General features: G+C 48.9%; 18 protein-coding genes. 7 read left to right on the top strand and 11 right to left on the bottom strand.

Translation table 11 applies throughout. From position 1 onward, the window contains the following. Window positions 1–6: 6 nt before the first annotated feature. The 9 genes from C7I86_RS03545 to C7I86_RS03505 all read right to left on the bottom strand — a co-directional run bounded on the left by C7I86_RS03545 (window position 7) and on the right by C7I86_RS03505 (window position 5,952). Complete coding sequence (locus C7I86_RS03545; protein WP_010871888.1) at window positions 7–654, bottom strand: Na(+)/H(+) antiporter subunit B; 648 nt, start codon at window positions 652–654, stop codon at window positions 7–9. Then, the gene (locus tag C7I86_RS03540; protein ID WP_010871887.1) at window positions 651–1,250 is read right to left on the bottom strand and encodes a DUF4040 domain-containing protein; all 600 of its coding nucleotides are present in this window, start codon (window positions 1,248–1,250) and stop codon (window positions 651–653) included. The genes C7I86_RS03545 and C7I86_RS03540 overlap by 4 nt, the downstream gene beginning before the upstream one ends. Further along, entirely contained in the window at window positions 1,219–1,515 is a 297-nt protein-coding gene (locus C7I86_RS03535) for a monovalent cation/H(+) antiporter subunit G (RefSeq protein WP_010871886.1), read from the bottom strand. Before C7I86_RS03535 ends, C7I86_RS03540 begins: the two co-directional genes overlap by 32 nt. After that, on the bottom strand, window positions 1,512–1,805 hold the full coding sequence (locus C7I86_RS03530) for a hypothetical protein (protein WP_010871885.1): 294 nt from the start codon (window positions 1,803–1,805) through the stop codon (window positions 1,512–1,514). Before C7I86_RS03530 ends, C7I86_RS03535 begins: the two co-directional genes overlap by 4 nt. Continuing rightward, entirely contained in the window at window positions 1,760–2,152 is a 393-nt protein-coding gene (locus C7I86_RS03525) for a Na+/H+ antiporter subunit E (RefSeq protein ID WP_010871884.1), read from the bottom strand. The genes C7I86_RS03530 and C7I86_RS03525 overlap by 46 nt, the downstream gene beginning before the upstream one ends. Beyond that, the gene (locus tag C7I86_RS03520) at window positions 2,149–3,636 is read right to left on the bottom strand and encodes a cation:proton antiporter (protein WP_010871883.1); all 1,488 of its coding nucleotides are present in this window, start codon (window positions 3,634–3,636) and stop codon (window positions 2,149–2,151) included. The genes C7I86_RS03525 and C7I86_RS03520 overlap by 4 nt, the downstream gene beginning before the upstream one ends. Window positions 3,637–3,685: 49 nt before the next feature. Then, window positions 3,686–4,036 (bottom strand): cation:proton antiporter subunit C, encoded by a 351-nt coding sequence (locus tag C7I86_RS03515; RefSeq protein WP_010871882.1) that lies wholly within the window; start codon window positions 4,034–4,036, stop codon window positions 3,686–3,688. Between the two features lie 111 nt (window positions 4,037–4,147). Continuing rightward, complete coding sequence (locus C7I86_RS03510; RefSeq protein WP_010871881.1) at window positions 4,148–5,611, bottom strand: cation:proton antiporter; 1,464 nt, start codon at window positions 5,609–5,611, stop codon at window positions 4,148–4,150. Beyond that, window positions 5,608–5,952, bottom strand: coding sequence for an NADH-quinone oxidoreductase subunit K (locus C7I86_RS03505; RefSeq protein ID WP_010871880.1), 345 nt, complete (start codon window positions 5,950–5,952; stop codon window positions 5,608–5,610). Before C7I86_RS03505 ends, C7I86_RS03510 begins: the two co-directional genes overlap by 4 nt. A 214-nt stretch (window positions 5,953–6,166) precedes the next feature. Between C7I86_RS03505 and C7I86_RS03500 the strand changes: the two genes are divergently transcribed. Next, window positions 6,167–6,883 (top strand): DUF2301 domain-containing membrane protein, encoded by a 717-nt coding sequence (locus tag C7I86_RS03500; protein WP_010871879.1) that lies wholly within the window; start codon window positions 6,167–6,169, stop codon window positions 6,881–6,883. Between the two features lie 178 nt (window positions 6,884–7,061). Here the strand turns inward: C7I86_RS03500 and C7I86_RS03495 are convergent, their stop codons facing one another. After that, window positions 7,062–7,847, bottom strand: a complete 786-nt coding sequence (locus C7I86_RS03495; protein ID WP_010871878.1) for an MBL fold metallo-hydrolase — start codon at window positions 7,845–7,847, stop codon at window positions 7,062–7,064. A 271-nt stretch (window positions 7,848–8,118) separates the two neighbouring features. Between C7I86_RS03495 and C7I86_RS03490 the strand changes: the two genes are divergently transcribed. From C7I86_RS03490 to C7I86_RS03480, 3 genes are all read left to right on the top strand, one after another. Further along, entirely contained in the window at window positions 8,119–8,376 is a 258-nt protein-coding gene (locus C7I86_RS03490; protein WP_020861502.1) for a hypothetical protein, read from the top strand. A 77-nt stretch (window positions 8,377–8,453) separates the two neighbouring features. Next, on the top strand, window positions 8,454–10,406 hold the full coding sequence (locus tag C7I86_RS03485) for an ABC transporter ATP-binding protein (RefSeq protein ID WP_010871876.1): 1,953 nt from the start codon (window positions 8,454–8,456) through the stop codon (window positions 10,404–10,406). Window positions 10,407–10,497: 91 nt separating this feature from the next. Then, entirely contained in the window at window positions 10,498–11,106 is a 609-nt protein-coding gene (locus tag C7I86_RS03480) for a PAP/fibrillin family protein (protein WP_010871875.1), read from the top strand. Window positions 11,107–11,254: 148 nt separating this feature from the next. On the opposite strand, the gene C7I86_RS03475 is transcribed toward C7I86_RS03480, so the two are convergent. Beyond that, window positions 11,255–13,504 carry a PBP1A family penicillin-binding protein gene (locus C7I86_RS03475; protein ID WP_010871874.1) on the bottom strand — a complete coding sequence of 750 codons (2,250 nt, stop codon included), beginning with the start codon at window positions 13,502–13,504 and terminating at the stop codon, window positions 11,255–11,257. Window positions 13,505–13,572: 68 nt separating this feature from the next. Here C7I86_RS03475 and C7I86_RS03470 point away from each other — a divergent pair, with 68 nt between their 5' ends. The 3 genes from C7I86_RS03470 to C7I86_RS03460 all read left to right on the top strand — a co-directional run bounded on the left by C7I86_RS03470 (window position 13,573) and on the right by C7I86_RS03460 (window position 16,751). Continuing rightward, window positions 13,573–14,277 (top strand): hypothetical protein, encoded by a 705-nt coding sequence (locus tag C7I86_RS03470; protein WP_020861500.1) that lies wholly within the window; start codon window positions 13,573–13,575, stop codon window positions 14,275–14,277. 100 nt (window positions 14,278–14,377) lie between these two features. Then, window positions 14,378–15,319 (top strand): hypothetical protein, encoded by a 942-nt coding sequence (locus tag C7I86_RS03465; RefSeq protein WP_010871872.1) that lies wholly within the window; start codon window positions 14,378–14,380, stop codon window positions 15,317–15,319. A 55-nt stretch (window positions 15,320–15,374) separates the two neighbouring features. Continuing rightward, window positions 15,375–16,751 (top strand): trans-splicing intein-formed DNA polymerase III subunit alpha C-terminal partner DnaE-C, encoded by a 1,377-nt coding sequence (locus C7I86_RS03460; protein ID WP_010871871.1) that lies wholly within the window; start codon window positions 15,375–15,377, stop codon window positions 16,749–16,751. The last annotated feature ends 153 nt before the right edge of the window (window positions 16,752–16,904 follow it).

Here is a 16,904-nt window from a genome sequence, read left to right as displayed (position 1 = left end):
CTCAACTCACAATAACCCCCGATAGCGGATAAAGACCAAAATCGCTCCCCAGGAACCGATCGCCACTTTTAGGGCCACCACCATGTTCAACAGAGGAATCCAGCCCGCATTATCCAAGGGAAAATTAATGCCCAGCAAACTCAGGGCGGCCAGAACGAGGAAAATCAACACCGATAACTTTTCTACCTTGGCGGCTTGCCATTTTTCGTACAGTTGATGCAACCATTCCGGCGAAGAAATAATGGCCACTAGACCAATGGCGGTTCCCCCCGCTACCCCGGCCGCAAAGCCTCCCCCCGGACTAAGGTGACCCCGGATGGCCAATTCTATGCCAATCAGCAGGGCAATCATGGCCCCCAATCGGGCCAGCACCACCGACGGAGCATCGCTCACTTGATAGACCATAGCGGCCGGCTTTTCCTCCGCCATCAAAAAGCGCACCCCCATAATGGCAATGGTAAACACCACCACCTCCAGCATGGTGTCGTACAAACGATTGCGGAAAATAATCCCCGACACCACATTGGGCGCTCCCGTTTGCTCTAGCAAATTCTCCACCACCGCCACTTCTTCTAATGGTTCTACAGCATTGCCCGTGATGAACAACATTTTGGCGTAGAACAATAGGGCCGCAATTAGGTAAACAATTTTCATTGGGCAACCTCCGGGGAGTATAGAGGGGGAACAGGACTGGTACTAGCAGGCACAAATTTAACGGCGATCGCCTGGGACACTAGGGCCGGAGCGAGAATTTCCTGCAACCGCACCACGGGGGTATTTAAAATGGCCACATCGGCTTCATACCAACAATGGATAGCCCGGGTTTGCCAAGCTTCCGTCAAACTGGCTAAATCTTCATAGGCAATAATTTCTAACCGCAAATGGTAAGGGGCGATCGCCTGGGTAATAGCCTGTTCATCTTCTGGGGCAATCAATTTTTTGCCGTCATCACCATCGGGGGGAGCAATGACCCCTAAACGCAGCACCAGGGAAGACCGCACCGCCACTGCAAACAGGGTAACGGATAACATGGTTCCCACCAACGCCTCTGTCAAGGCCACATCCGCTGCTCCCAACAGTGTATAAATCAGGGCCGCCACCGCCCCCAAAATCCCCCGCATTACCAAGGCCTGGTAGGGATTGCCTTGAATTACCACCAACAAAGCGCAAAAAGGCAATAGGGGGGTAAAAGCTAAAATTTCCGTTTGGTCTGCCAAATTAAACATTAGTGCGCTTCTCCCCGGTGGCACAGTAGGCCAACACGTAACCCAGAATGGTATTCCATAGACAAAGACAAATGATAGCTAAGAGCAGGAGGGGCCATTCCCGGGGCAGTTTCAGAAATAGCCCCACCACGATCGCCATGGAGCCGAGGGTGTCCGACACCGTTAGCAGATGGAGTTTAGTAATGACCGATCGCCGACTTTGAAGTAGGGGAAAAGTACCAAAGAGCCAAAAAAGAATGCCCATGGCCAGAAAACCGTTAGTCAGCCAGTTAATGATGGTGGTGATCATAGGGCCTCCATCCGGCGAATTAATTGGGCCAAAAGCATCAAAGCCGCATTACCGGCACTGAGAATTAAAACCCCCACCATGCCAATCATCCAATCGTCCCGCAACACCGACACCACCAAAATGATGATTGATGTTTTAGTGGCAACACTGGCAAAGGAGAGCATTTTCACCCAAATATTGCCCCGTTGCAGGGTGGCCAAGAGCGGAATAAACACCGCCAGTAACATAGTCCAGAGTAGAACAGTCATTTTTCTTCCTTCTTGGGGCCAAGATAATGAATTTCGTACCATCCCTCTTCGTGGTATTTCAGCACCAGGGTTTTGGGGGTAAAGGTAATTAGGAAAATATCCAGAAAAATTAGCCCCCTAGTTCGTTGGGGGGAAAATTCCTGCCGTTCAACCCACGTTCTGGTGTGGGGCTGGAGAATCATTTGCCAAGCTTCGATGTAAGCCTGGGGAATGGCCAGCAGAATTTCCTTAAATACCCTCAGCCCATCCCGCAAAACATAGGGAGGTATGGGTCGACGGGGAATTAACAGGGCCACGATCAGGCCGATGAGAATATTGCCCGGACGGAGATTGCCCGTTAACAAAAACCAAATGCCCAGCCGTAAACCAATATCAAGGAGTCCAGTCATATTAATACCGAGCTGAAAAGTAACATCAACATTATGGCCATGGTGCCGATCAGATGATCCAAGCGTTCCCCCCAATCAGGTGGTTGCCAAGGAATTTTCCGCAAACCCCACCAGTAAATGGCTGAACCCAGCAGAAAACTAGCGGTGGCTTTGATGCCGTTCTCCATGGAAAAAGCTTCGGGATAAATGACATTGCCCAAGGTTAAAGCCCCCAGCAGAAGAAGCACCGCTAAAAACAGGCCCCAGGGGGATTTGTCCAGGTCAACATTCTTGTCAAAGCTAGGGATGAGGAAAATAAATTTGGCCAAAATAATTGCTGTGCCCACCCCCGCCAAGTTCATTAAAATTCCCGTCCAGGGCAGTTCATTGAGGCTGAGGGTCTCCAGGGTCAGGGTTTTAGCTTCAAAGCCCGCCAGGATGGGTAAGCCAATGATAGAGGAACTGGCCAATACCATGGGCAACCATAATTTGTAGGAAATAGGTTGGGCCTGGAGTTTATCCAAATCTCGTTCCGGCAGACTGCCCACCAACAAAAATAGGCAAGCCTTAGCTAAGCCATGGGTCAACGCATACAATCCCCCCACCGCCGGGGCTACCAAAATAAAACCCATTTGGGAAATGGTGCTGTAGGCCAAAATGCGCCGACTATCCCTGGCAAACATGCCCAAGCCCATGCCCAACAGAGCGGTGGCAATGGCCAGACCCCACACCATCATGGCCAATCTTTCCGACAGGGAAGCAAAGCGCAACAGGGGTAAAATTCCCGCTTTAACCACAATGCCCGACAACAGGGCCGCCACAGGAGCACTGGCAATGCTACTGGTTTGGGGTGACCATAACCCAGAAAGAAAAATTTCCCCCTTAATTAACAGTCCTAAAAAAATAAGGGCGATCGCCTCGTAGGGGGCAGTGGCTAAACCTTGGAAATCCAGGGAGTTAGTGGCCTGATAAACCAACATCACCCCGATTAAATAAAACAACAAGGCCGTGTTGGTAACAAACAAATAACGCAACCCAATCCAACTGCTGGCGGCCTGGCGGGGGTAAATAATTAATAAAAAGGAAGATAAACCCACCACCTCTAAACAGACGTATAAACTGATTAAATCCGTAGATAAAAAAGCAGCATTGAGACTAACGTGGAGTACCATTAATTGGACATAAAAAAAGGTTGTCCTTGGGGAAGCCCAACAGTAAAGTAACACCGCTAGGGTAACTAAACCATTGGTAAGCAGAAAGTAACTCCCTAAATTGTCCAACTGCAAGAGAATGCCAAACCTATCCATTAACTGCCATTGCTGGGCATTGGGGAGGGCAAAACCCACCGCTGCCAAGAGAATGGTGCCCAGGGTCATCAGTAGGGCCGAGGGCCGCACCAGGGGACGAAACAGATAGCCCCCAAAGGCTCCCATCAGTGCCAAGACCAGGAGGGCGACGATGGCAATTAATAAATTGTTAGGGGCGATCGCCGTGGGAAAATTCATGGAAAAAATGGGTTTAAAAGCCTGATGTTAAACAATAAATTAACTTCGATTAAGACCAATATTCCCTTTCGATGGCGGCAATTTCTAAAGTGGGGTTTTCCTTGGCTAACTTCATGGCAATGACCAACATTAAAATTTGGGTAGAGAAGCCAATAACAATGGCTGTGAGAATGACTGCCTGGGGCAAGGGATCGGCGTATTGTATGGGGTCAGAGGAAACTTCCGCTCCCACAATGGGGGTAGTGATTCCGGTGCGGGCAGCAACGAGACAATAATAGGCAATTACTCCGGTGCTAATTACATCCATAGCCACTATTTTCATCAGTAAATTACGCTTATAAATTAAGCCTAAAAAACCAATCATTACGGCTGCGAAAATACAGGCTTCTGGCCCTAACATTACCCACCTCCCTCAGTTTGATTAATCTCCCCAGGTTATCAAATGCCATCGTTCTTTGCCCAATGGGATGGCTAAACCCCAGAGTCTGAGTTGTAGTAGTGGCAAAAGTAGTCATACTAAAATCCAGGCAAAGAGAATGGTTAAACTGATGCTCATCATGCCGAGCAGATGGTCAACCTGTTCTCCTTCATCGGGCAGTTTTAGGGTTAGCCTTTTGACCACGACCCAATATAGTCCTGCCCCCACCACGCAGGTCAGGGTAGCTTTGATTAAATTACTGGGGGTAAAGGCTTGCCAGTAAACCACATTACCCACGGCCAAACCGCCGAGTAACACCACCAACGCTAGGCCTAAGCCCAGGGGATAGGTTTTACCGACAAAGGTTGGTTTCAGGAAAACGAATTTGGAAAAGGAAATGGCTGTACCCACCGCGGCAATGTTTAAGGCGATCGCCAACCAGGGGGGCAATCCTTTGAGGGTCAGGGTTTTCGCTTCAAAGCCCGCCAGTAGGGGAAAACCGGCAATGGAAGAACTGGCCAGAAGCAGGGGAACCCAAAAACCAGCGGCAATGGGAGTTTTCTTCAGAACTTTGAAGTCCCGACTGGGCAAATTCCCCGCCAACAGGAAGAGGCTAGATTTCACTAAACCGTGGCTGAGAGCATAAAAACCGCCAGCAATGGGGGCCGCCAACACAAAGCCCATTTGGGAAACGGTGTGAAATGCTAACATTCGCTTACTGTCCTTGGCCAGCATGGCATAGACCACTCCAAATAACGCCGTGGCTACCCCCAAAATTTGTACTAATAATAGTAGTTGATCGGACAATAAAGCACAGCGCAATAGGGGCAAAGCTCCTGCTTTAACCACTGCCCCTGATAGCATGGCCGAAACTGGTGTGGCCGCTTCCCCATGGGTTTGGGGCAACCACAGTCCCGCCAAAAAAATGCCCCCTTTGGTCAACAATCCCAAAAATATCAGGGCGATCGCCTCTGGGGGAGCTTGGGTTAAACCGCTAAAAGCAAAGGATTGATTAGTTTTATAAACCAGTGCTACCCCGATTAAATAAAACAACATGGCAGTGTTGCTCAGCAGTAGATAGCGCAGTCCCAGCCAAATAATTCGGGGTTCCCTAGGATAGGTCATCAGGCAAAAAGCGGCGATCGCCACCACTTCCAGGGCCACATAAAGACTCATAAAATCCGCACAAAGAAAAGCGGAATTAAGGCTAGCGTGGAGAATGATCAGTTGGGCATAAAAAAAGGCTGAGCGGCCGGTATTCCAGCAATAGACCAACACCGCCAAAGTCACCAGGGCATTGGTCAAGAGGAAATAACCCGATAGGGCATCCAGTTGAAAAACAACGCCAAAACTGTCTAACAAATACCAAGACTGGGCTTCCGGCAAAGAAAATCCCAAATAGGCTAAAAATCCAGTGCCAAAACAGACGGCCAAAGTCAAAAAACGAATGGTGGCAGGCAATAAATAGCCAGTGAAGCCCGCCATCAAAGCCAAGCAAATGACCACCGTGGCCCAGGGCGCCGCATTAAATTCCGCTGAAACTGCAAATAGGGTCATGGCCAGTACTGTTTTTCAATCGCCTTTACTTCTAGGGTGGGATTTTCCCGGGCCAGTTTCATGGTGGCCACCAACATCAACGCCTGAATCGATAGACCAATCACAATGGCTGTGAGGATAACTGCTTGGGGAACGGGATCGGCATAGGGAATGGTGGATTCCTGGCTAGTGACAATAGGAGTAAGAAAGCCAGTGCGGGAAGCGATCAGGCAATAGTAGGCAATGACTCCAGTGCCCATCACGTCCATGGCAATGATTTTCATAAACACATTAGATTTATAAATCAGACCTAAAAAGCCGATGATCACAGTCACAAAAATACAAGCCTCTAGGGCGACCATGGCCCGCTCCTCCTTATTTATTCGTTTAGACCAGCACAAACCCAGACCAATCAGGCCCGAATAATAGTTTGGCAATCATTTACCTTTAGTTATGTAATTTAAGTTTTAGATTGCATAGATTCTATCCTTGTTTTGGTACCAATAGCAATGGCGATCGCCATAAAATCCCCTGATGGAGGGGGAGGCCTGGGATAATTAGGATTAATGGTTATCCATGGCTGAAAATGGTCTGAACTGTGCTGATTCTGGAGCAACGATTATGCGAGAAAGTACCTCTGTTAACCCCACCTACCAAGGGCAATTTGGCCCCTTCACCGTCAATGACCACGATCGCCGGGAAGTAATTCTCTACCGCACGGGGCTAGCTTTGGCGGCCGGGGGATTTAGTTTGGGGGTGGCCCTAGCTTTAGCCCAACCTTTTCAGCCTTTGGCAGTTAACTTTCACCTAGCCACGGCTTGTTTTTGGCTGATGACCGGGGGTTTGGGGTTGAGTCTCTGGACCATTCACATTTACCTAGCGGTGCTCCACCGCACTTTGCAAATTTTTTGGGCGATCGGTACCACGGCGGCCCTCTATTTCAGTTTTGCCTACCCAGGGATTCTAGTGACTACAGTCTATGATCAACCCTGGACCATTCTTGGGATCGGCTTTACTTTTGCCGCCCTGACGGGAATTTTCTTCAAGGAAGCATTTTGTTTTAATCGTTTGGAAACTAAATTTCTAACCGCCATTATTCCGTTGTTACTGTTGGGACATTTGGCCGGAATATTGCCGTTGACCGTGGCCAAAGGGGGACTGGTCTCAGCCAGCGTTCTATTTCTCATCTTTGTGGCCAGAAAGGTAATGCAACCCCTTGACCCAGATATTGGCGATAAGTCCGTATTTACTTATCTAGCGGAGCAACGAAAAGCGGCCCAAAGTTCCCTTTAGAACGTGTTTGGAAAGTTTTATTCCGCCCCCTAAATCGACCCACTAAAGCTCCGGCAATATGGGGGACTTTCACTCAGTTTCCCCCAAAATTTGGGGGGTCAGGGGGGCTTTTAAAACAGGCTCTTAGAAAGTCTGCTAAAAAGTCCGAGCTCCTTCTTTGAAGGTTTACCAAAGCTCCCTAAACCAACAATCCTTGTTCACTGAAGATGCGGATTAGGGTCCCTTCCGCCGGGAGATTATTGGCCCGGAGGGAAAGGCTATTGCCATTGATGCGTTGGACATTCATGCCTTCCACCAAATCCAAAAACGGTTGCAGGGTCTGGAGGTCACAGTTGCCCCGGTCAGCGGCGGGGGTGGCGTATTGGGTGGGCACTACCATGCGGGGATTGAGTATGGCCATGGCGGCCTTGGCTTCGGCGGCGTCGTAATTTTTGGGCCCGCCCCCCACGGGAATTAGGGCTAGGTCGGGGCTGCCCAAAAGGATTTTTTGTTCTTCGGTGATGGGAGAAGCGGCTCCCCCCATATGTACTATCCGAATTCCTCCCTGACTCCAACGCCAGACCACATTTTGGCCAAATCTTCTTCCTCCCAGGCGATCGTGGGGCGCACTGATGCCCTGGAATTGGATGCCGCCAATGTCGTAACTGCCCGGTTCAAACAAAATTCTCGGGTTTCCCGGTAAATTCTCCGCTGCCCCTTCATCCCACAGTTGGGAGCTAATGAGGACTAAATCTGCCTGCACCTTGGGCAAACGAAATCCCTTAGTGCAACCGATGGCCCGGAAAGGATTAGCCAAGATCCGGAAACCGTTAGCCGAAAAGAGGAAAGCGCTATGGCCCAACCACTCCACCTGTAAACCAGAGCTAGCTTGGGCGGTGGCTGGTCTGAGTCGATCGCCAATTTGGACTCCAGCAACGGCCAGCAACCCGGCTCCAGCGGTACGAATAAATTTTCGTCGTTTCATGGAAATGGAGAATGGAGAAATTTTTAAGATTCAAGAACTCTAGGACAAACCTTTGGCGATCGCCGCATGGACTCCCAGCATAATAACAACAATGGTTTTGGGCTTTGGGGCAGGGACAAAATTTAATCCCCAATTAACCCTGTCTCAAAACTTAACATCATTAACGGAAATATCCTTTAGAATTTTGGCCAATTGCCGCTTTGACCATTGGTCAATGTTATTAGCCCTGGCAGGGGTTGACGTTTCCCCATACACAACAGAGGATTTTTCAATGATGGAAAGAGACTTACCCAAATATCGCATGGTCTGTACCCTATCCTTTGGGGATATTTATGGCCAAATCATTGTCTGGCTAATTGTAATTTTCCTTTCCCTCGCATCCGCCTTGGCCCTGGCCAGTAGTACCCGGCCGGTCTATGCCCTAGCCACAGTGGGTCTGGTCTTGGTGCTTTCGTTGCCATTTTTACTGTTTAGCTTTGTCACCACCCTATTTAACCATTTGGATTTTGTCCCGGTGGAGTCCGATTAAAGGTTAAGGTATGTCGATGGAGGTAAGGGGAAATTGACGCTACCGTGGTTTTTGCGGCTCTGTTTGCTAGAGTTTGAGTGGCGAATCTTAGGACACATTTTGTCTGTTTTGATGATGTCCCTGCAAAAGAACTGTCACCACCTGCCGTTAGCGACTTTCCCCGTCTCCAAACATCTATGAATGACCTGATTTTGGCTGTGCGTCAACTGGAAATTGCTTTCCCCGATGCTGATACCAGGGAAAAATTGTTGGCCGTCAAAGGGGTTGATTTTGAGTTAGAGCGGGGGGAAATCCTCGGCATTGTGGGGGAATCTGGTTCCGGTAAATCCGTCACTTCCCTGGGCATTATGGGGTTGGTGCCCAAGCCAGGCTGGGTGGAACCTAGCAGTGAAATTGATTTTTTTGCCCAGGCCCAGAGTTCCCCTGTCAACCTAGTTGCTCTGCCAGAGGGGGACAAGCGTCAGTACCGGGGCGGCAAAATTGCCATGATTTTCCAGGAGCCAATGAGTTCCCTTAATCCGGTTTATACCATTGGCTTTCAAATTATTGAAGCAATTCGCCTCCACCAAAACGTTACCCAGGAAGAAGCTCAAAACCAGGCGATCGCCCTTTTGCAGGAAGTGAGGGTATTGCCCAAAGATGAAGTGCTGGAAGAAGAATTTTTAGCCCAAGAACAGGCCCAGCCTAGGGGCAAAGTAACCCAAAATTTAGCTAGTTATATCCAACAGCGGAAACAAAGTTTTCTCAAACGTTATCCCCATGAACTATCCGGCGGCCAACTGCAACGGGTGATGATTGCCATGGCCATTTCCGCCAATCCCCGACTACTCATTGCCGATGAACCAACCACTGCTTTGGATGTGACAGTGCAGGCGGAAATTTTGCGGCTCCTGCGGGATTTGTGCAAACAACATCAGGAAATGTCCCTAATTTTTATTTCCCATGATTTGGGGGTGATTAACGAAATTGCGGACCGGGTGGCGGTGATGTACCGGGGGGAAATTGTTGAGCAGGGGCTAAAGGAACAGATTTTGCATAGTCCTCAACATCCCTACACCAAAGGTTTATTGGCCTGTCGTCCTCGCTTGGAAATACAGTTAGACCATTTGCCCACGGTGGGGGATTTTCTCAATGCTGATGGTCCGCCTCCCAGTTATCAAGTTATTACTCCGGCCCAGGAAAGCGATCGCCTGGCTCAATTGCAAGCCAAACCCCCTCTGCTGGAAGTGCAAAACCTAACCGTTAGTTACGGGCAGGGGGGACTATTTGGGAAAAAATCCGTTTTCAAAGCAGTTAATGATGTTTCCTTCCAGGTTTATCCGGGGGAAACCCTGGGGTTAGTGGGGGAATCCGGTTGCGGTAAATCCACCTTAGCTCGGGCTTTATTGCGCTTAACTCCCATTCAAACGGGTCGAATTATCTTTGATGGACAAAATGTGGCTGCTTTACCGGAAAAATCCCAACAATGGCGACGTTTACGGCGGGAAATGCAAATTATTTTCCAAAATCCCTACAATTCCCTTAATCCCCGCATGACCATTGGTCGGGCCATCCAAGAGCCACTGATTATTCACGAGCCTAAACAATCCACTAAGCAGCAACGGCAACGGGTGGCGGAACTGTTGGAACGGGTGGGTATTAGTCCCCAATGGTTTAACCGCTATCCCCACGAATTGTCTGGGGGCCAACGGCAACGGATTTGCATTGCTCGGGCCTTGGCGCTCAATCCCCGTTTTATCATTTGTGACGAGTCCGTTTCTGCCCTGGATGTGTCGGTGCAAGCCCAGGTATTAAATCTGCTGAAGGAATTACAACGGGATTTACAACTGACCTATATTTTTATTTCCCATGATTTGAGCGTTGTTCGTTTCATGGGCGATCGCATTATGGTGATGAACCGGGGGCAACTGGCGGAACCCATCAATACGGCCCAGGAAATTATCGAAAATCCCCAGAGCGCTTACACCAAAAAATTAATTCAGTCCATTCCCCGTTTTCCTGAAACCCTCAATTGGTTGCAATCAGCCTAGGTTCTTTATGCTCTGGGAATCCCGATCGCCAGTCCCGGCCAACATGGGATAATTGGTGTAACTACCCAATAAAATTTTTAACGGATTTAGCGTGCCCAATAGTATGGATGCCAATATGGATTTTAAAACCAATCTCCTAGAGGCGATCGCCGGCAAAAACCGGGGGCTATTGGCATCAGATCGGGACCGGGTGGCCATCCTTTCTGCGGTGGAAAAATTGGAAGACTATAATCCCCATCCCAAACCACTCCAGGAGAAAAATTTGCTGGATGGTAATTGGCGACTCCTCTACACCAGCAGCCAAAGTATTTTGGGCTTGAATCGCCTTCCCCTTTTGCAATTAGGGCAAATTTATCAGTACATAGACGTGGCGGGGTCAAGGGTGGTAAATTTGGCGGAAATTGAAGGCATCCCTTTCTTGGAAAGTTTAGTGTCCGTGGTGGCTTCCTTTATCCCTGTTTCCGACAAACGCATTGAAGTCAAATTTGAGCGTTCCATTCTCGGCCTACAAAAAATCCTCAATTATCAATCTCCTTTAAAATTCATCCAACAAATTTCCACGGGCAAACGCTTTCTGCCAGCGGATTTTAATTTGCCCGGTCGGGACAATGCCGCTTGGCTAGAAATCACCTATTTAGACGAAGATTTACGCATCAGCCGTGGTAATGAAGGCAATGTTTTCATCCTGGCCAAGGTTTAGAACGTGTTTTAAAAGCCCCCCTAGCCCCCCAACTCTGGGGGGAACAGTGTTCAAATTCCCCCAAACTTGCCAGAGCCGGAGCTTTAGTGGGTCGATTTAGGGGGCGGACCATGACTTTTTAAACAAGCTTTTTGATCAACCCAGTTAACTACAAGGAAGCAATTTGTCGCATATATTGACCCCAAAGGGTAGCGGCCAGACCACTACTGCCTTGGGTGGGACTACTGTCGTCATTGCCTAACCAAATGCCGGTGACCAGATTTTTTTGGGGCAGAAAGCCAATAAACCATAAATCCACTGCTTTATCCGTGGTGCCGGTTTTGCCCGCGGTTCCGTAGCCAATGTCCGCAGCTTTGCCTGTGCCATTGGTCACAGCGGCTTGTAAAAGTTGGGTCATGGTGGCGGCGATCGCCGGAGAAACCACCTGTTTTTGTCCCCGGCCATCCTGGCTGACCTGATAAACTTCCCGACAGCTTTTTAGTTGCTCTGGATCGGGACAATCCCCCCCATCCCGGATGTTAACAATGCCGTGGGGCCGGTTCCAAACACCTCCATTGGCGATCGCCCCGTAGGCTCCGGTCATCTCCAGCACCCTAGCTTCACTCTGCCCCAGCACCAAACCTGGTTCTTTCACCAGGGAAGAGTTAACGCCAAAATCCTTAGCCAGGGCAATAATTTCGTCTAAGCCCACCGTTTGGGCCACCCGTAGGGCCACCACATTTTCCGATTGGGCAAAACCTTCCGCAAAGGTAATGGCCGGGGCTGCCCCGCTCCGTTCACAGGGCTTGTAGTTTTGACCCTGCCAGGTGAAAGGGCCACACTCAAAAGCCTGATTAGTGCTCACTCCCTTGGCGATCGCCGCTGTGTAGGCAAAAAGCTTGAACGTTGAGCCTGGTTGCCGTTGGGCTTGGCTCGCCCGATTAAATTGACTTTCCCGGTAACTTTTGCCCCCCACCATGGCCAAAACTGCCCCGGTACGACTGTCCAGGGTAACCACTGCCCCCTGGGAAACCGCATACTTTTTTCCCTCCGTGGTGAGGAATTTTTGTAAGCTTTTTTCCGCTAGGGCCTGCATTTTTAAGTTAAGGCTAGTTTCCACGACAAAATTGCCTTCTTTGGCCACATCTTCGCCTAGTAAATGGTTTAATTCGCCAAAAATGTAACCGTAAAAGTAGGGAGCCTGCCGTTGGGAAAGGGTTTGGGTAGCCTTGGGACTGACCTGAATGCGCGATCGCCTAGCCCGGTTGGCTTCCTGTTCGTCAATCATGCCCAACATGGCCATGCGCTCAATAACCCGATTCCGCAATTGTACGGAGGTTTGATAATCCTGCACGGGGTTGTAAAGATTGGGAGCTGGCAACATTGCCACTAGGGTGGCCGCTTCCCCCACATCCAAATCCTGGGCAGATTTGTCGAAATAAAACTGGGCCGCATCTTCAAAGCCGTAATTACCAGCCCCTAGGTAAACTCGATTCAAATAGGCTTTTAAAATGTCGTCTTTGCTATACACCGCTTCCAACTTGAGGGCGACAAACATTTCCCGAATTTTACGCCCCGCCGTATTTTCCCGCCCTACTTCACTGAACAAACTGCGGGCCAACTGTTGAGTAAGGGTGCTGGCTCCCTGTTTCACATCCCTGTCCTGGAGGTTAATGTAAATCGCTCGGCCCAAACCGTAGGGATCAACGCCAAAATGCCAGTAAAAGCGAGTATCTTCCGAAGCAATGACCGCTTGGGGTAAATAGGGCGAAAAATCACTTAAATTATCAAATTCCCGGTGAATTTCTTGCTTAACCGGATTGATTTCCGTCACCCCGTCCCCGGCATAAACCTTAACTGGCCCCGTCACGCCACTGGGCATGGGTTTAACGGGAATTTTGCTCCATTGCCAGGCGATCGCCCCGGTGATGATGAGAAAAAACAGAATACCAGTGGAAAAAAAAGTGCGCATTCCCTTTAACCACAATGGCGGCGGGTTGAAATAAACAAGTTTGGGCACATCCACCAATTCCGGTGGCCCCAGGGTAATTTCATCACCATGCTGCAGACGATAGCTTTTTAGGCGGCGACGTTGCAGATAAATGCCGTTGCTAGAGCCTTCATCTCGAATAAAAAACTGGTTAGGATGGTCAGGGTCCCGCCGCAGGGAACAATGGGTCTGACTCACGAGGGGATTTTGCAGTTGAATATCACAACTGGAACTGCGGCCGAGAAAATAACGATCGCCAAGGAGGGGAAATACCCGCCGGGATTGGGAATTTTTGCCCGATTCCTGCAGACGAATTTTGGCCACCCTGGAGCCTTTTTTGAGGGCTACCTTTTGGCTGTTGCCACCCTGGGAAAGGTTAGTTTGACTTTTTTTAGGGGCAGAAGGGGCTTTGCGGGAACGGGTAGCCATGGCAAATTAGGGCAAAAGCAGTCCAATTTTAGACCGATACAGTGGTGAAATCAGAATCAGGTATTTCTATGCAGACGCATTTATTGCCAAAAAAGGTTGCCTCCTGGATTACCAGCTTGGGTCTGGCGGGGCTCTCCATTCTAGCTTTAGACCCCCTGGCCAGCCGGGCCGATAGTCCCCTGACTTCCACGGATTTAGCTGGAGCTTACTCCGACATTGCCGCCGTGGAATGGGCCCAGCAGTATCGGATTATGTCTCCCCTCATTGTAGATTTTCTCCTTGGCGATCGCCCCTTGGGGGAAAAGGCCGCAGTGATTAATGCCTTGGGCTGGAATATTGACGGCAGCAACAACGCCGAACAGTTCCTCGTGGCCCTGGCCAGAAAAAATGACAAACCCCCTACCCATATGGATTTGGGGGATTTGACCCCGGAAGAATTATTCATTGTCGGTTACCTCCTGGCCCTGGACGATTATCAAACTCTTGGCCCCCTCAGTACCCAGGGTGGCAATGACCTTTGGCGATCAACCCCAGTGCAACTAATGTCTAAGGCGGCCTACGCCCTGCCGGAGAATTTCACAGTGCAATTTGTCCGCTCCCTGGTGACGGGGCAAGCCTGGTTTGGTATTTCTTGGTGTGCCCTTTATCTAGAACCGGCCAATGTGTTGGCCAATTTTCCTCCGGAAAAGCGTAATTTACGCCCCCAAGCAGTGCAAAACGCCATGGAGTATCTCAATCTCTACGAATCCTATTGTTTAGAGGGGGATATTTAAATTTGGACTAAATTGACAGCATTTTTGGCCGGATTTTTCAGACTTTTTAGGCGATCGGGGTAGAATCCAAGCAAGAACTCCCTGTATTTTGCCTTCCCCTATGTCTAACCAACCTTCCCCCGGTGGCCTAATTAAGCTCAGCGTCGGTGATGTAGTTTCCGGCGGCCTCAGGGTTTACCGCGACCATTTCAAATCCTATCTCTGGCTGGCAGGGCAATCCTACCTTTGGCTTTTAATTCCCTTTGCCATAACCGGGTTAGTGATGTTAGCCATAGCTGGGCTAGCGGCGGTAATGGAGCCGATCGCCGTGGGAGGCATAATAGTTTTGGCGATCGCCGTTTTATTAGTGCCCTGGGGTTATTGTCTGGGGAAATTATTGGCGACCCAGGGGGTATTGGCCCGGCTAGTGTTCTTTGAAGTGGGGGAACAACCGGAAACGGTGGCGGCGGCCAAAATCCAGTTGATGCCCAGATTTTGGCGCTTTCTCTGGGTTAGTCTACTCGCATCCCTAGTGTTTTTCCTCTTTTTTATTCCAATTCTCCTAGGTTACGGCATTATTATTGGTCTTTTCACCTTTATTTTCATGGGGGACAACCCCGACGTAGTGACCATTTTATTGTCAGGATTACTAACCATTGTTTGGACTTTGGTTTCCCTTTACGTTTACATTTGGATTTTCGCCCGTTTAGCTTTGGTGGATGTGTGTTTAGCGTTAGAACCGACCCTGAGTCCCCTCAATGCCATCAGTCGTAGTTGGTCTTTAACCAAGGGTTACGTGTTGAGTTTACAGTTAATTTTCTTCCTAGCCTTTTTAATTACTCTGCCCCTTTCTATGTTCACTAATATTGGTTCCCTTACCACCATTATTCTTGATATTGAACCGACCTGGGGCTCTGTAATTGATATTCCGTTGGGAATAATTGTCAGTGTTTTAATTGTGCCTTTTTGGCAAGCGATCAAAGCATTAGTTTATTATGATCTTCGTACTCGAAAAGAAGGTTTAAACTTATCTTTAGATTTGCCTACCATGGATAGTTTCTAATTTAATTAATCAGCATCAAAAAATCCCTCAAGGCTTCACAATAATCCCTGTTGTTATGGTTAAAGTTATCGGTCGTCGTTCCCTCGGAGTGCAAAGAATATTTGATATTGGTCTTCCCCAAGACCATAATTTTCTGCTAGCCAATGGGGCGATCGCCGCCAATTGTTTTAACAAATCCCATTCCACTGCCTACGCTTACGTTACCTACCAAACGGCTTATCTGAAGGCTAACTATCCAGTGGAATATATGGCGGCCCTACTCACCGCCAGTAGTGACAGCCAGGAAAAGGTAGAAAAATATCGGGAAAACTGCCAAAAAATGGGCATAACCGTTGAACCACCCGATATCAATCGTTCCCAGCGCCATTTTACCCCTCTGGGGGAAGCTATCCTATTCGGACTTTCCGCTGTAAGAAATTTGGGCGAAGGGGCGATCGAGCAAATTATTACCGCCCGAGATAATTCTGAAGAAAAACGCTTTAAATCCCTAGCAGATTTCTGCACCCAAGTGGATCTACGAGTCGTTAACCGTCGGGCGATCGAAACATTAATCATGGCTGGGGCCTTCGATGGAGTGCAGTCTAATCGCAACCAACTTTTACATGATTTAGAATTGGTCATTGCCTGGGCCCAAAAGCGGGCTAAGGAGAAAGAAACCGGGCAATTAAATATCTTTGACAGTCTAACTGCAGGGGAATCCATTAAAGCTAAAGAAGCCGCTAATAACGGTTTTGAACAGGAACCTTCGGCACCCCCAGTGGCGGAATTTTCCCTGCAAGAAAAACTACAACTGGAAAAGGAACATTTGGGCTTTTACGTCTCGGAACATCCCCTCAAATCAGTACAACGTTCTGCCCGCCTATTATCTCCCATTAACCTGGTGGATTTAGACCAGTACAAAGTCCGCCAGAAAGTTAGTGCAGTGGCAATTTTAGTAGCAGTGAAAAAGATTATCACCAAAAAAAATGGTCAACCCATGGCGTTTTTAACCTTGGAAGATATGTCGGGCCAATCGGAAGCGGTGGTGTTTCCTTCCAACTATGAGCGTTTGCAGGATGTGTTAATAGAAGGTAGTCAACAAATGATTTGGGGCAAAGTTGACCGTCGGGATGATCAATACCAGTTAATTGTGGAAGATTTAGAACCAGTGGAAGAAGTGAAAATGGTTATGCTGGACCTCACTCCCCAGGAGATTGCCAACACCAGCACTCAGGCCCGACTAAAACAAATTTTGCAAAGCCATGCCCCCCAAAAAGAACAGATGAAAATACCGGTGGTGGCTTGCATTAATGAAGGACCAACCAAACACTTCATTCGTTTTGGAGAAAACTACTGGGTGAATGATTACGGTACTGCGGTGGCATCCCTCCAGGAATTGGGTTTCCGAGCCCGGTTGGAACCACTGTTACCCCAAAGCCAGAGTGTTGGCTAGTCGTGATTGAACAATTACCCCAATGTAAACTAAGACGAGATGACCGACGGAGTTTTTTCTGTCGACTTAGGTAGGGGAAATTGACATTGATTACATTTTGTTGGAATTGTCTAGGCTGTTGCCATAGTCAAATAAAAAATCCCCGAGTTGGAT

It is taken from the genome of Synechocystis sp. IPPAS B-1465 (genome assembly GCF_003015225.1).
In the GTDB taxonomy this organism is placed as follows: Bacteria; Cyanobacteriota; Cyanobacteriia; order Cyanobacteriales; family Microcystaceae; genus Synechocystis.
The sequence above is the reverse complement of the archived record's forward strand: the minus strand, read 5'-3'. Positions and strand labels throughout refer to the sequence as shown.

Bases quoted from the DNA above. Each gene is read 5' to 3' on its own strand.
- C7I86_RS03525 (WP_010871884.1), bottom strand. From the start codon at position 2,152: ATGACTGGACTCCTTGATATTGGTTTACGGCTGGGCATTTGGTTTTTG.
- C7I86_RS03490 (WP_020861502.1), top strand. From the start codon at position 8,119: ATGATGGAAAGAGACTTACCCAAATATCGCATGGTCTGTACCCTATCC.
- C7I86_RS03545 (WP_010871888.1), bottom strand. From the start codon at position 654: ATGAAAATTGTTTACCTAATTGCGGCCCTATTGTTCTACGCCAAAATG.
- C7I86_RS03535 (WP_010871886.1), bottom strand. From the start codon at position 1,515: ATGATCACCACCATCATTAACTGGCTGACTAACGGTTTTCTGGCCATG.
- C7I86_RS03515 (WP_010871882.1), bottom strand. From the start codon at position 4,036: ATGTTAGGGCCAGAAGCCTGTATTTTCGCAGCCGTAATGATTGGTTTT.
- C7I86_RS03460 (WP_010871871.1), top strand. From the start codon at position 15,375: ATGGTTAAAGTTATCGGTCGTCGTTCCCTCGGAGTGCAAAGAATATTT.
- C7I86_RS03475 (WP_010871874.1), bottom strand. From the start codon at position 13,504: ATGGCTACCCGTTCCCGCAAAGCCCCTTCTGCCCCTAAAAAAAGTCAA.
- C7I86_RS03520 (WP_010871883.1), bottom strand. From the start codon at position 3,636: ATGAATTTTCCCACGGCGATCGCCCCTAACAATTTATTAATTGCCATC.
- C7I86_RS03470 (WP_020861500.1), top strand. From the start codon at position 13,573: ATGCAGACGCATTTATTGCCAAAAAAGGTTGCCTCCTGGATTACCAGC.
- C7I86_RS03495 (WP_010871878.1), bottom strand. From the start codon at position 7,847: ATGAAACGACGAAAATTTATTCGTACCGCTGGAGCCGGGTTGCTGGCC.
- C7I86_RS03465 (WP_010871872.1), top strand. From the start codon at position 14,378: ATGTCTAACCAACCTTCCCCCGGTGGCCTAATTAAGCTCAGCGTCGGT.
- C7I86_RS03500 (WP_010871879.1), top strand. From the start codon at position 6,167: ATGGCTGAAAATGGTCTGAACTGTGCTGATTCTGGAGCAACGATTATG.
- C7I86_RS03510 (WP_010871881.1), bottom strand. From the start codon at position 5,611: ATGACCCTATTTGCAGTTTCAGCGGAATTTAATGCGGCGCCCTGGGCC.
- C7I86_RS03530 (WP_010871885.1), bottom strand. From the start codon at position 1,805: ATGGTACGAAATTCATTATCTTGGCCCCAAGAAGGAAGAAAAATGACT.
- C7I86_RS03505 (WP_010871880.1), bottom strand. From the start codon at position 5,952: ATGGTCGCCCTAGAGGCTTGTATTTTTGTGACTGTGATCATCGGCTTT.